This window comes from Arthrobacter sp. 24S4-2, from assembly GCF_005280255.1.
Classification (GTDB): Bacteria; Actinomycetota; Actinomycetes; order Actinomycetales; family Micrococcaceae; genus Arthrobacter.
Genome location: NZ_CP040018.1, coordinates 1,102,318 through 1,114,560 on the forward strand (window position 1 = coordinate 1,102,318; position 12,243 = coordinate 1,114,560).

The window sequence follows — 12,243 nt, forward strand, 5'->3', positions numbered from 1 at the left end:
CTAGTCCGGATTCGGATTCCGGACGCCTTTCTCCCCGATGTCTGCGGCGCCGACAACGTCGGCCGCAGGTGAATGGGTGGTCTCGTTTTCGCGGATCCGGAGCTCCGGGTGGTGGAGGTCCAGGGCGGGGCGTTCCGAACGGATGCGCGGCAGCGACGTGAAGTTGTGGCGCGGCGGCGGGCAGGACGTTGCCCACTCCAACGAAGCACCGAAGCCCCACGGGTCGTCCACCTGAACCTTCTCGTTGCTGCGCCAGGTGATGTAGACGTTCCAGAAGAACGGGATCAGCGAGGCACCGAGAAGGTAGGAGGAGATGGTGGAGAACTGGTTCATCCATTCGAAGTTGTCCTGCGGCATGTAATCCGCGTAGCGGCGGGGCATGCCCATGACGCCGAGCCAGTGCTGGATCAGGAACGTGCCGTGGAAGCCGAGGAAGAGCATCCAGAAGTGGATCTTGCCGAGGCGCTCGTTGAGCATCTTGCCGGTCCATTTCGGCCACCAGAAGTAGAAGCCTGCGAACATCGCGAACACCACGGTGCCGAACACCACGTAGTGGAAGTGGGCCACCACGAAGTAGGTGTCCGAGACGTGGAAGTCCAGCGGCGGGGAGGACAGGATGATGCCGGTCAGGCCGCCGAACAGGAAGGTCGCCAGGAAGCCGATGCTCCACAGCATGGGTGTTTCAAAGGTGAGGGAGCCGCCCCACATGGTGCCGATCCAGTTGAAGAACTTCACGCCGGTAGGTACGGCGATCAGCATCGTCATGAAGGAGAAGAACGGCAGCAGGACCGATCCGGTCACGTACATGTGGTGTGCCCACACGGTCACGGACAGTGCGGCGATCGCAATGGTTGCGTACACCAGGCCCTTGTAGCCGAAGATCGGCTTGCGGCTGAAGACCGGGAAGATCTCGGTGACGATGCCGAAGAACGGCAGGGCGATGATGTACACCTCGGGGTGGCCGAAGAACCAGAACAGGTGCTGCCACAGGATGGCGCCGCCGTTCTCGGGATCGTAGATGTGGGCACCAAAGCGGCGGTCCGCGCCGAGGGCGAACAGGGCTGCTGCCAGCGGCGGGAAAGCCATGATCACCAGGATGGCCGTGGCCAGCGTGTTCCAGGTGAAGATCGGCATGCGCCACATGGTCATGCCCGGGGCGCGCATGCAGATGATGGTGGTGATGAAGTTGACGGCGCCGAGGATGGTGCCGAAGCCCGAGAGCGCGAGGCCGAAGACCCACAGGTCACCTCCCACGCCGGGGGTGAATGTGGTGTTGTTCAGCGGTGCGTAGGCAAACCAGCCGAACGAGGCGGCGCCCTGCGGGGTGATGAAGCCGGAGACGGCGATGGTGGACCCGAAGAGGAAGAACCAGAAAGCCAGTGCGTTCAGCCGCGGGAAGGCGACGTCCGGTGCGCCGATCTGCAGCGGCATGATGACGTTGGCAAAGCCGGCGAACAGCGGCGTAGCGAACATCAGCAGCATGACGGTGCCGTGCATGGTGAACAGCTGGTTGTACTGCTCCTTGGTCTGCAGGATCTGCATGCCGGGCTCGAACAGTTCGGCACGGATCAGCAGCGCCATGACGCCGCCGAAGCAGAAGAACACGAAGGACGCGATCAGGTACATGTACCCGATGGTCTTGTGGTCAGTTGTTGTGATCCAGTTGACCACCAGGCGTCCCTTGCGCTTCGGGACCACCTGGGGGTAAGCGGTGGGCGCCGCAGTTCCGGAAGCGTAATCATAAGTGGCCATGACCGGCTCTTTCCCGTCGTGCATCCAGTGCCGCCGTGTGGCTTCAGCAGCTCGTCCCTGCCGGCTGTGCACAACGGCCGGCAGGAAGATCGCCTCCACGCGGGAGGTGGGATCTTCTTCGAATTTACTGACGCCGGGCCGTGCTGTCCATAGCTTGTGGTGGCTCGCCGGCACGCGCAGGCTGCAAGGCCGTTATGCGCGCTTGTGCAGGGCAGGTCCACCGGCCTATACCGCCCGAAGGTCCTTATGAGTACCGTGGCCTCATGCAGAAAATATCGATCGACGCGTTGGCCCGGCAACAGCTGGCGGCTGCCCTTGCCGCGGGCAACGGACGGGCTGCCGACACCGTCTATGGCGGCCACGAGAAGGTGCTCCGGCAGACCGTCATGGCACTCAAGGCCGGCACACAGCTGAGCGAGCACCAGAACCCGGGCGACGCCACGGTTTTCGTCTTGCAAGGAAGCCTCCGGCTGCGTTCCGGGGAGGATTCGTGGGACGGAAAGCCCGGCGACCTGCTGATCGTCCCGGACGGGCTGCACAGCCTGGAGGCGGAAGAGGACTCGACGTTCCTGTTCACCGTGGCGAAGGGTTCGAAGCAGGGCTGAGGTCTCCGCCGGCTCTGCCCAAGCCCAACTAGGTAGCAGCAGGTGTCGTTATGAGCGCTCAAAACGACACCTGCTGCTACCTAGTTGGGGGCGGGGCCGTGCCACGCCAGTCCCGTAACGGAAATCGGCCTCCGGCGCCCACGTGGGACAGACTGTTTCCGTGAGCAACAAACCCCGAACCGCCCTCGCCGTCGCCGGCCTCAGCCTGGGCACATCGCTGAACCCGCTGAACTCCTCCATGATCGCCGTCGCCCTGGTGGTGCTGCGCGCGGATTTCGGGCTCGACGTCGCCACGGTCACCTGGGTGATCACCGCCTTCTACCTCACCTCCGCGGCCGGCCAGCCGCTGATGGGCCGGCTGGCGGACCGGTTCGGGCCGCGGCGCCTGTTCACCATGGGGATGGCGCTGGTGGCGGTGACGTGTACCCTGGCGCCCTTCGCGCCAAACTTCGCCCTGCTCTGCGTCGCCCGGGCGTTCATGGCCCTCGGCACCGCCACCGCATACCCGAGCGGCGTCGTCATCGTCGGGGAACTGGCCAAGACGGCGAAGGTGAAGTCCACCCGGCCGCTTGGCCGGATCCAGATGGCCAACACCTCTGCAGCGGCGGTGGGCCCGGTGGTGGGCGGGCTGCTGGTGAGCCTGGTGGGCTGGCAGGCGCTGTTCGTGATCAACGTGCCCTTGTCCCTTGGGGCCCTGTTCGTTGTCCGGAAGTTCGCCCCGGCGGATGAGGCCCGGGAACGCGGCCGGGCCTCCGAACTGCTGCGCGACTCGGACATCCCCGGCATCCTGGGCTTCGTCGGATCGCTGATGCTCATCATGATGGCCCTGCTGAACGTGCTGCCGGACGCGCGGTGGTGGCTGCTCGCGGGCGGAACCGTGCTGGCTGCCCTCTTCGTCTGGCGCGAGCTACGGTTCAGCCCGCCGTTCCTGGACCTCCGGCTACTGGGGCGGAACAGGCCGCTGCTGCTGGTCTACCTGGGCTTCGCGGTTTTCAACGGCATCTACTACTTCGCCTTCTTCGGCCTGCCGCAGCTGCTGCAGGAAGCGGCAGGCTACGATCCCGGCGTCGTGGGTCTCCTCATGCTGCCGCTGGCAGCAATGTCCGTGATCGCGACGCCGTTCGCGGTGCGCGCGATCGAACGCTTCGGGGTGCGGCGGGTGCTGATCGCCGGGGTGCTGCTGCTTGTGGCCGCCGCCGGGATGATGTGGCTGCTGACCGCATCCTTCGCCATCCCGCTGGTGCTGGCACTCACCGCACTGATGGGCATTCCGTGGAGCGTGGTGAGCATCGCCTCCAGCCAGGGCATGTACGTCTCCACCCAGCCGCACGAGCGCGGAGTGGCCGCGGGCATCTTCCAGACCTGCCGCTACCTCGGCGCCATCACGGCCACGGTGCTGATCGGCATCTTCTACGGCAGCGGCGTGAACCAGGCCAACTGGGGACTCATGGTGCTCACCATGCTGGTGCTCGGCGCCGTCGCTTTTGGCGTGACGCTGCTGTGGCGGGAACGGAAATAAGCTAGCCGGAGAGGGCAAATATGGCGCCCCGTCGGGCGCCCCGTTTCCTCGAATTCACGGCATATTGACACCCGGATTGCGCGGGAATACCGTCGGCCTTAACGGGGCATTCCGCCCCGTCCCAAAAGTATGTTCGGCGCTGGATCTGGGCCGCTTCTGCTTGGCCACGGCGCCAGCAAGGAGGATCCTGTGTCCTGGGAAATTTCTGGAAAGTATGTTGCCCAATGTAATTGCCAGCTGATCTGCCCATGCCCTGTGGACGGTACGCCCACCGGACCGAACGGCGAGTGCCGCGGCGTGGCTGTGTTCAACATCGCGAGTGGAAAACTCGATGATACCGATCTGTCGGGCACGGCCTTCGCCTTCTGCAACTGGTTCCCGTCGAACCTCAGCGCAGGCGGCTGGAAAGTGGGAGTGGTTGTCGATGACGGTGCGTCGGACGCGCAGGCCGGCGCCTTGGAAACCATCCTTCATGGTGAGGCAGGCGGACCGTTCGCGGATTTTGCGGCGCTGTACGGAGAATGGTTAGGAGTTGAGCGTGCGAGCGTCACGTTCTCCGATGGCGACGGGCCGTCGGGTTCGGTCGCCGGGCGCGCTGACTTCACATTCGAGCCGCTGCTGGGGCCGGACGGCGGTTTCACCACCGAGAAGAACGCGATGTTCGGCTTCGCTCCGGAGTTCCGGATCGGAAAGGGACCGGGTCACTCCGACCTCTTTGGCCTGGACTTCGACGGCGTCTACGGCGAGACCGCGGACTTCACCTTCGCAAGTGAGATGGCCGAGGGCGCCCCAAAGGGCCGGGGCTAGTGCGGCCGGCCGATGTATCATCGGAGGCTGTTTAGGAGAGGCCGCGCGCGCATTTTTGCGCGCGCCGCCGTTTCGCGTTCCGCCATGTCCGGGCTAGCCGGGTCGGGCCTTGCCGCGCCCGGAGCCGCCGCGCCCGGACGGGCTAGCGCCCGCTCGTCCGGGGGACTGGGCGCCGGGTTTTCCCGCGCCGCCGCCCGCATCGATCCGCGGGAAGCCGGCCTGATTGCCTTGCTGCTGGTCCTGGCCGCTGCGAGCTGGATCTTCACCTCGTCGCAGTTGAACGGCATGGATATGGGCCGGTGGACGGACCCGGGACCGCTGGGATTCTTCGTCGTCACCTGGGTGGTGATGCTGGCGGCCATGATGTTCCCGTCCGTGGCGCCCATGGTGGTGGCCTATGACCGGGTGCAGCACCATCGCCGGAATACCGGGCGCTATGCCCCGGCCGGCTCCACCGCGGTGTTTGTAGCGGGGTACCTCATCAGCTGGACCGCGTTCGGGCTGGTGGCCTATTCGCTGTACATGTCGGTGGCGTCGCTGGCACCGGGGTTCTTCGCCTCGGACCAGGGCGGCCGCTATCTGGCGGCCGGCGTGATCATGCTGGCGGCCGTCTATCAGCTGACACCTGCCAAGAACGTCAGCCTGATGAAGTGCCGGAACCCCATGGACTTCGTCCTGCACCGCATGCGGAGAGGATACCGGGGTGCACTGGTCATGGGCGTGGAGCACGGCGTGTGGTGCGTCGCGTGCTGCTGGGCCCTGATGGTGGCGCTGTTTGCGCTGGGCGTGATGAGCATCGGGTGGATGGCGTTGATCGGGGCATTCATCGCCGGGGAGAAGATGCTGCCTTGGAAGCGGCTGGCCAACCGCTCGGTTGCGGTGGCGCTGGCTGTTATTGCGCTTGGTGTTGCCCTGCAGCCCGCGGCGATGGGCGGGACGGGGATGTAACTGGCCGTACCGCACAGCGTGCTGGCGGCCAGGAACGGGGGAATCTATTGTCGGTCTCATGCACTGGAGGAGCTCAAAATGGCTGACGGGACCGGACTGATCACGCGTTTTTACAAGGAGATAATCGAGGGTGGAAATCTGTCCCTCATTGACGAGCTGGCGACGGAGGACTACGTCGATCACGAAGAGGCTCTCCCGGGGCAGCCGCCGGGCAAGGACGGCGTTCGCTACTTCGTGGACGCGATCCGGACGGCGTTCCCGGATATTAAAGTCAAGACGGTCGAAGCGTCACTGGCCGACGGAAACATGGAGGCCTGCCACGTGATTCTCACGGGCACCCATCGCGGGGAAATGGCCGGCATGCCAGCAACGGGCAAGAGCGTCGAATTCGGCACAACTGACATTATCCGCGTCGAGGACGGCAAGGTGGCCGAGCATTGGGGGACCACGGACAACTTGACCCTCATGCAGCAGCTTGGTGCCATCCCTGCCTAGGGCTCGCCGGACGGACGTCCGCAATAGGGCCAATAGAGTTTCCCGCCGCCGCTCCTAGCCGACGGCGGGAGGCACCACGTGCGGCACCGTCCCGTGGCGGTGCCGCACCGCTTTGACTGCCCGCGCCTATGCGCGCGCGGCCACGTCCTCCGCGGCTGCGCCGGCGGCCTCTGCGGCCGGCGCGTCAGCCGCATCCCGCTCCACGGTCCGCTGCTCCGCCGCGACATGACCGGATTCTTTCGGCCCGGGCGGATAGGCGTGCGTGCGCCCGGTCACCATGATCACCAGTGCGACGACGACCGGCACCGCAGCCGCGACCGGCACCATCAGCGGGCCTGCCGTGGTGAGGGCAGCCGCGCCGTAGAGCGCGCCGATGGTGATCCCGAGCTGGATGGTGAGCACGGTGAGGCCGTTGGCGGCTTCGCGGTACTCCTTGCCGGCCCGGAGAATGGCGGACTGGTTGTAGATGCCGATCGCGCCGAAGGCCGCTCCCCAGACGGCCATCAGCACCACGGCGCCGGGGACGGTAGTCCCGCCCAGCGGGAGGAGGAGGAAGGCGGCGACGACGACCGCCGTCGTGATCAGCAGTGAACGGCGCGGGCGCATGTCCACGGTCATGCCGGCGATCCATATGCCCACCAGCCCGGAGAATCCCAGGACCGTGAGTGAGAGCGTGATGCTGTAGTCGGGCAGGCCGGCCTCGCGGAGGAACGGGGCAATGAAGGTGAACAGCGCAAAGTGCGCCATGAGCATCAGCGGCCAGGCGATGGCCACCGGCTTCACTCCGGGCTGGCCAATCGCCTTGCGCAGCGATGGCCGCGGGGCGTCCGGGACCCGCCGTACGCCGGGAAGCAGCCACATCGCCAGGGCAGCGAGCACCGCGCCGGCGCCCGCCAGCAGGAGGAAGGACGCCCGCCAGCCGATCACCGCGCCCAGGGCAGTTCCCAGCGGGGCGCCGATGGCCAGGCCCAAGCTGTTGCCGCTGAAGACGATGGCCATCGCTTTGCCCACCTTGTGGGCCGGAACAATGCGAGCCACGAAAGGGGCCATGGCGGTCCAGAGCAGGCCGTGGGCGATGCCGCCCACCAGCCTGGCGGTGAGGGCGGCGCCGAAGTTGGACACCAGGCCCACGAGGGCGTTGCTGATGGCGAAGGTCAGGACCAGCGCCACCAGGAGGATGTGCCGGGGGATGCGGGACAGCAGCATGGCGGCCGGGATCACCGTGGCCACAATGATTGCGGCGTACCCGGCGGTGAGGTAGCCGGCCACGGGTTCGGACACGTTGAGCCCGGCGCTGATCTGGGGGAGCAGGCCGGAGGGCAACAGCTCGGTGGTGATGGCGGTGAAACCGATCATCGACAGCACCAGCAGCGCGCCGAAGGGCATGCGGTCGCGTGCGGAAGCAGAGGTCGCGGGAGACACGGGAGAAGGGTCCTAATCAGGGATTGGGGAAGGAACACGGCGCCGATTGCCGGTGTCCTCCACTCAAATTACCTGATTTATTGGACGTGAGGCAGGGTCTGTCAGGACCACCCTTACGGGAACGCCCGGACTCGTACTAACGGCTTTCGCTCACAGCCGCCGCGCCGCGACGAAGCCGCCCCGGGACTGGCCGGAACCGCTGGGCTGGCCGGTCGGCTCCGGACGGGGTGGATTTGGTGGAGTCGGTGAGCGACAGGCTGCGCCCGTACGTCGAACACAGCCCGGGGACAGAGTGTTCGCTGCCGCGCCAGCCGGCCGACTCGAGCAGCTCCACCGGGTCGTGCGGATCGGCCCGCGCCAGGAGCTCGCTCATCGAGAGCCCGGTCTGCAGGCTGAAGTCTCCCAGGTTTGCTTCCACATATCAGTTTTTGGCAAGGGGCCGGCCCGCACGATTCATGGGATCTCGACGGCTTCACCGCTCACCGCAATTCCGCCGGACGGAGGAATGTCGACAGTGAGCACGCTCGCGCGGCCCACATGACTGCCTTGATGCGCCACCACGCGGCTTGGCGGCTCCACGAGTGAAAGCAAGCGGAGGTATCCGCCGAAGGCAGCGGCAGCCGAACCGGTCGCCGGATCTTCAGTAATGGTGCCCACCGGGAAGAGGTTGCGCGAGTCGTACTCGCCCGGTCCAATCTCGCAGAGCGTCGTGACGGTGCCGGCCCAGTTCTGGGCATCCATCAGCGTGCGCATGGAATCGGGGTCGAAAACGAATGAGTCAAAGGTGCTTCGTTCTGCGAAGACGAGAATGGGATGCCAGTTTCCGGCAAAAGCGACCATCGGAGGGTACGCAGGGTGCAGTTCGCCCCGGTCCACGCCGAGCAACCCCAGCAGGGTGGCCAGAACACCGTCGGGGAACTCGGCCACCCGCGGCTCAACGCTCGTGAAGCGTGCCGTCACCGCTGCGCCCTGGCCTGCAGTCTCGATCGCGACGGGTCCCACGGCCGTGTCGAATATGAAGGTCCCTGTGCCATCCCGCCCTGACAGCGCGACGGCCAAAGCAATCGTGGCATGGCCGCAAAACGGCACCTCGGCAATGGGGGAGAAGTACCGGACACGGTTTCGGCGGAAGTCCCCGTCAACCCGTGCCTCGGTGACGAAGACCGTTTCCGCATATCCGATGTCGGCCGCGATGGCCTGCATCCGGGCGTCGTCGAGCCGGGTTGCGTCCAGGACTACTCCCGCCGGATTTCCCCCGTCGGGGGTGGTGGTAAAGGCGGCATAACGCAGGACTTCGGAGGTCATTTCCATTCCGATATCCTTGCACGGCGTCCGGCCCCGGCACGGCACCCCGGTCGCGGGTTGTTCCCGGAGGTCCGGGGGAGGGACGATGATTCCATGCTTCCCGAGGAGCGGTTCAACGCGCTGGTCGACGAATTCAGCGCCAGTCCAGGGGTCATGGTGCCTGCTGAAACGGGGCGGGGCGGGTTCGGTTCGTCCGCGCTAAAGGTTAACGGCTCGATTTTTGCGATGATCGCCGGAGGCAGGCTTGTTGTGAAGCTGCCGCATGACCGCGTCACCACGCTGATCGGGTCCGGAGCCGGTGCACCGTTCGACGCCGGCAAGGGACGTGCGATGAAGGAGTGGCTCACCGTCACTGCCGACGATGAGGAGTCATGGCTGGCCCTGGCCCGTGAAGCCCTGGATTTCGTGCGGTCTGTGCACCGTTAACCTACGGCGGGGATGGCTCACCATTCCCGCCGTAGGGATCCGAGACGGTTCCACCGTTGTCTGCTACTGCGGATCAGGCATCACGGCATGCCACATCCTGCTGGCCCTTGAACACGCAGGCCTCGGCCAAGGACCGCCTCTACGCCGGCGGCTGGTCCGAATACGCCGCAGACCCGCAACGGACCGCAGAACGATGAAGTTTCCATTCGTATGAGGTAGCCACCGTCCAGTGGAGGAACCCTAACCGGGCGCTCGATTGTTCATGTCAGTGCTCGCCACTGGAGCTAATCGCTCCGCCTTGGTAGCTTTCAACGCATGGCTATCAAATTGGAGAATGTGGGTATCGCTGTTCGCGACATCGAAGCAGCAATATCTTTTTTCACAGATCTCGGTCTTACGGTCATCGGCCGCGACACGGTCAGCGGCGAGTGGACCGATACTGCCGTTGGACTTGACGGAAACCACGCCAAGATCGCGATGCTCCAGACCCCAGACGGTCATGGTCGACTTGAGCTCTTCGAATACATCCATCCCGAGGCGATCGAGTCGAGCCCGACGCGTCCCAACGACATTGGCATGCACCGCGTGGCCTTCTCGGTAGACGACATCGATAAGTCCCTCGAGGTAGCTGCAAAGCACGGATGCTATCCGCTACGCGGCGTGGCGACCTACGCCGACGTCTACAAACTCACGTACCTCCGCGGTCCCAGCGGAATCCTCGTGATGCTCGCCGAGGAACTGAAGAAAGACTGACGCCCGAATCCTGATGGCTGCGAAGTAGTCCCTCGCGTTCGTAGCCGGTACGTTCCGCGAGGCAGCTGCCGCTACCCGTTCGCGGTGAGCCCGGTCAGTACTCGCCCTTGATCACGAAGTAGGAGCCGCGGATAACGCCCGCCAGCTTCGATTTCTGGCGGGCGAACTTGAAACGTGAAGCCAGTTCCTCCGGAATCTCCATGCCTTCGGCCAGCTTGAATCCGACCGCTCGCTTCCCGCCGTCGTCGATGCTGTACATGACGTTGATCGACAGCCCCGACTCGTAGAACACATAGGCCATCCGCAAACCGTCAACTTCGAAGGCGGTTGCTTCGAGGGGGCGGGATCCGATGACGATGTCGCGCTCGTCCCGGAGGATCCGGCTCACCCGGTCCACCACCTCCGGAGCCTCGCTTGCAGGGCTCACTGAGAAGACGTGGTCGTACTTGTTCCGGTAATAGCGGGCCTCGTTCGCTCGCAACCCGGCGAGGGTCTCGGCGACCGGGGATGATTCCAAGCCGGCGGTAGAAACGTTCTTGAAGTCAACGATGTTCGGCATGCGCTCTCCTGGTCAGACGTGTTGGGACCAATGCTAACGCGACGACATGATGCCCGGACGTCTGCGCGCCGTTGGCCTAATCGTCGTCTTGATTCCCCGCTTGGTCCTGGAGGACTGACCGCCGATACGTGCTGGGCGTGAATCCCAGGGACTTTTGGAAGTCGTTCGTCAGGTGGGCGTGATCGGTGTAGCCGAGTTCGGCAGCTATCGCCGCGAGGTCTGCCGCGGGATCGGTCCGTGACCGGTCAGCGGCCTCTTGCAGGCGACGCCGTCGGATGAGCGCGGACGGGCTCAGGCCGATGTACTTCCTCGCCACTCGTTGAAGGGTCCTCGGCGAAACAAACAGACGCGCCGTAACGTCTTCAATGCGGATCACGTCGGTGCACGTTCCGATGATGTCCATCATCGCGTTGGCAAGAATGCCCTCCGCCGACACCTCCGGACCCTGCGCTACCAGCCAGCCAGTGAAGGCCTCCACCGCGCGTTGCCGACGTTCCAGTGGATCGGTTCCGCTCATCGCCTCCGACACCGAGGCATGCAGATCCGCGAGCGGCACCGGCAGTTGCGCATCCCGCAGGCTTCCCGGATCATCCGTGAAACGCGGAACCAGCGCGGGACGCAGGAGGGCCCCAACCGCCCAGCCCCGGCCCGTAAGATCGCGGTGTGTTCGACGGGTTGTCGGGCCGGAAAACTCAACGAGATCCTTCTGGACCACAAGGTTGGACGCCGGGAACGCGATCAGGTGCTGGCGCGACGTGTGCCCTGGCCCGATGTCCCATTCGGGGATCCAAAACCACTGCACCAGGTTCGTGACGGACTCAGGCGCGGGCGCGCGGTGGAACGTGGGAAGCCGTGCCGGGTAGAGGATTCCCTTGAACGAACCCACACTCCTTCATCCAGGCTGTCGCAATTCTCCAAGCCGCTGGGCGGACCTGTGCGTACCGTGAGATCTATGACTGATACTACAAGCCCCGAACTGACCGCGGCCGCCGACGGCAAGCACACAAAGTCCGGTATCCCGCACGGCTACACGAGCCTCACGCCGTTCCTAGCGATCACCTCTGCCAAGGAGGCGGTCACCTTCTACGAGGACGTTCTCGGTGCGCGCACCGTCAATGTCACCGAGATCGGTGGAATCGTGGTCCACGCCGAATTGGACTTCGGCCAGGGGCGGCTCCAAATCGGTGAGCCCAACCCCGACTATCACCTCGTCCCGGCGCCGGGCGGCGACGATGATTGCTACTCCGTCGGCTTCTACTGCGCCGATGTGGACGCCCTCGTTGCGCGCGCCGAGCGGGCAGGCGCCACCGTCAGGGAGCCGCTGTCCACCTTTGTGTCAGGGGACCGATACGCCAGCATCCGGGACCCCTACGGTGTGCGCTGGTCCATCATGACCCGCGTCGAGGACCTCTCCGAGGAGGAAAGCACCCAGCGCGTCGCCGACTGGGCCGCCAAGCAAGGCTGAATCCGCGCACCTCACCGTAGTCCCGCAGCACCCAGACTGCCGCCGTCGTCCGCCGTCGTCCGCGGTGAACACGCCCTGCTCCCACAACTTCCGGCGGAGTACGACGGCGGCAGTCACCAGCGCGAGCGTGGAACCGGGTTCCTGCTGATGGGTTTCGATCGCCAGCCGGCCCCAGCCGGGAGGTGCA

14 protein-coding genes are annotated in these 12,243 nt (G+C 65.3%); 8 read left to right on the top strand and 6 right to left on the bottom strand.

The features are described 5' to 3' along the window. Positions 1 to 1,752 (bottom strand): cytochrome c oxidase subunit I, encoded by a 1,752-nt coding sequence (gene ctaD / locus FCN77_RS05190; protein WP_137321405.1) that lies wholly within the window; start codon positions 1,750 to 1,752, stop codon positions 1 to 3. A 263-nt stretch (positions 1,753 to 2,015) separates the two neighbouring features. Here ctaD and FCN77_RS05195 point away from each other — a divergent pair, with 263 nt between their 5' ends. The 5 genes from FCN77_RS05195 to FCN77_RS05215 all read left to right on the top strand — a co-directional run bounded on the left by FCN77_RS05195 (position 2,016) and on the right by FCN77_RS05215 (position 6,126). Continuing rightward, a complete protein-coding gene (locus tag FCN77_RS05195) occupies positions 2,016 to 2,357 on the top strand; it encodes a cupin domain-containing protein (RefSeq protein WP_137321406.1) in 342 nt (113 codons plus the stop codon). Positions 2,358 to 2,517: 160 nt separating this feature from the next. Continuing rightward, entirely contained in the window at positions 2,518 to 3,876 is a 1,359-nt protein-coding gene (locus FCN77_RS05200) for an MFS transporter (protein ID WP_137321407.1), read from the top strand. Positions 3,877 to 4,065: 189 nt separating this feature from the next. After that, positions 4,066 to 4,683 (top strand): DUF1326 domain-containing protein, encoded by a 618-nt coding sequence (locus FCN77_RS05205; RefSeq protein ID WP_137321408.1) that lies wholly within the window; start codon positions 4,066 to 4,068, stop codon positions 4,681 to 4,683. 84 nt (positions 4,684 to 4,767) lie between these two features. Beyond that, positions 4,768 to 5,631 (top strand): DUF2182 domain-containing protein, encoded by an 864-nt coding sequence (locus FCN77_RS05210; protein WP_137321409.1) that lies wholly within the window; start codon positions 4,768 to 4,770, stop codon positions 5,629 to 5,631. A gap of 78 nt (positions 5,632 to 5,709) precedes the next feature. Continuing rightward, on the top strand, positions 5,710 to 6,126 hold the full coding sequence (locus tag FCN77_RS05215) for an ester cyclase (protein ID WP_137321410.1): 417 nt from the start codon (positions 5,710 to 5,712) through the stop codon (positions 6,124 to 6,126). A gap of 126 nt (positions 6,127 to 6,252) precedes the next feature. On the opposite strand, the gene FCN77_RS05220 is transcribed toward FCN77_RS05215, so the two are convergent. The 3 genes from FCN77_RS05220 to FCN77_RS05230 form a co-directional block, all read right to left on the bottom strand. Next, a complete protein-coding gene (locus FCN77_RS05220) occupies positions 6,253 to 7,548 on the bottom strand; it encodes an MFS transporter (RefSeq protein ID WP_254678855.1) in 1,296 nt (431 codons plus the stop codon). A gap of 136 nt (positions 7,549 to 7,684) precedes the next feature. Continuing rightward, positions 7,685 to 7,966 carry a hypothetical protein gene (locus FCN77_RS25835; protein ID WP_175417146.1) on the bottom strand — a complete coding sequence of 94 codons (282 nt, stop codon included), beginning with the start codon at positions 7,964 to 7,966 and terminating at the stop codon, positions 7,685 to 7,687. 35 nt (positions 7,967 to 8,001) lie between these two features. Continuing rightward, a complete protein-coding gene (locus tag FCN77_RS05230; RefSeq protein ID WP_137321411.1) occupies positions 8,002 to 8,859 on the bottom strand; it encodes a PhzF family phenazine biosynthesis protein in 858 nt (285 codons plus the stop codon). 87 nt (positions 8,860 to 8,946) lie between these two features. Between FCN77_RS05230 and FCN77_RS05235 the strand changes: the two genes are divergently transcribed. Together FCN77_RS05235 and FCN77_RS05245 are read left to right on the top strand one after the other, a co-directional pair. Beyond that, complete coding sequence (locus tag FCN77_RS05235; protein WP_137321412.1) at positions 8,947 to 9,279, top strand: TfoX/Sxy family protein; 333 nt, start codon at positions 8,947 to 8,949, stop codon at positions 9,277 to 9,279. Positions 9,280 to 9,594: 315 nt separating this feature from the next. Next, positions 9,595 to 10,032: a VOC family protein gene (locus tag FCN77_RS05245; RefSeq protein ID WP_137321413.1), complete on the top strand. Its 438-nt coding sequence runs from the start codon at positions 9,595 to 9,597 to the stop codon at positions 10,030 to 10,032. 94 nt (positions 10,033 to 10,126) lie between these two features. On the opposite strand, the gene FCN77_RS05250 is transcribed toward FCN77_RS05245, so the two are convergent. Further along, positions 10,127 to 10,591, bottom strand: a complete 465-nt coding sequence (locus FCN77_RS05250) for a phage tail protein (RefSeq protein WP_137321414.1) — start codon at positions 10,589 to 10,591, stop codon at positions 10,127 to 10,129. A 76-nt stretch (positions 10,592 to 10,667) separates the two neighbouring features. After that, positions 10,668 to 11,477 carry a helix-turn-helix transcriptional regulator gene (locus FCN77_RS05255; RefSeq protein WP_137321415.1) on the bottom strand — a complete coding sequence of 270 codons (810 nt, stop codon included), beginning with the start codon at positions 11,475 to 11,477 and terminating at the stop codon, positions 10,668 to 10,670. A 66-nt stretch (positions 11,478 to 11,543) separates the two neighbouring features. Here FCN77_RS05255 and FCN77_RS05260 point away from each other — a divergent pair, with 66 nt between their 5' ends. Then, positions 11,544 to 12,056 carry a glyoxalase/bleomycin resistance/extradiol dioxygenase family protein gene (locus FCN77_RS05260; RefSeq protein ID WP_137321416.1) on the top strand — a complete coding sequence of 171 codons (513 nt, stop codon included), beginning with the start codon at positions 11,544 to 11,546 and terminating at the stop codon, positions 12,054 to 12,056. The last annotated feature ends 187 nt before the right edge of the window (positions 12,057 to 12,243 follow it).

What these genes read in the sequence shown, in the direction of transcription:
- FCN77_RS05245 (WP_137321413.1), top strand. Translation starts at nt 9,595, where the DNA reads ATGGCTATCAAATTGGAGAATGTGGGTATCGCTGTTCGCGACATCGAA.
- FCN77_RS05235 (WP_137321412.1), top strand. Translation starts at nt 8,947, where the DNA reads ATGCTTCCCGAGGAGCGGTTCAACGCGCTGGTCGACGAATTCAGCGCC.
- FCN77_RS05215 (WP_137321410.1), top strand. Translation starts at nt 5,710, where the DNA reads ATGGCTGACGGGACCGGACTGATCACGCGTTTTTACAAGGAGATAATC.
- FCN77_RS05210 (WP_137321409.1), top strand. Translation starts at nt 4,768, where the DNA reads ATGTCCGGGCTAGCCGGGTCGGGCCTTGCCGCGCCCGGAGCCGCCGCG.
- FCN77_RS05250 (WP_137321414.1), bottom strand. Translation starts at nt 10,591, where the DNA reads ATGCCGAACATCGTTGACTTCAAGAACGTTTCTACCGCCGGCTTGGAA.
- FCN77_RS05260 (WP_137321416.1), top strand. Translation starts at nt 11,544, where the DNA reads ATGACTGATACTACAAGCCCCGAACTGACCGCGGCCGCCGACGGCAAG.
- FCN77_RS05195 (WP_137321406.1), top strand. Translation starts at nt 2,016, where the DNA reads ATGCAGAAAATATCGATCGACGCGTTGGCCCGGCAACAGCTGGCGGCT.
- FCN77_RS05230 (WP_137321411.1), bottom strand. Translation starts at nt 8,859, where the DNA reads ATGGAAATGACCTCCGAAGTCCTGCGTTATGCCGCCTTTACCACCACC.
- ctaD (WP_137321405.1), bottom strand. Translation starts at nt 1,752, where the DNA reads ATGGCCACTTATGATTACGCTTCCGGAACTGCGGCGCCCACCGCTTAC.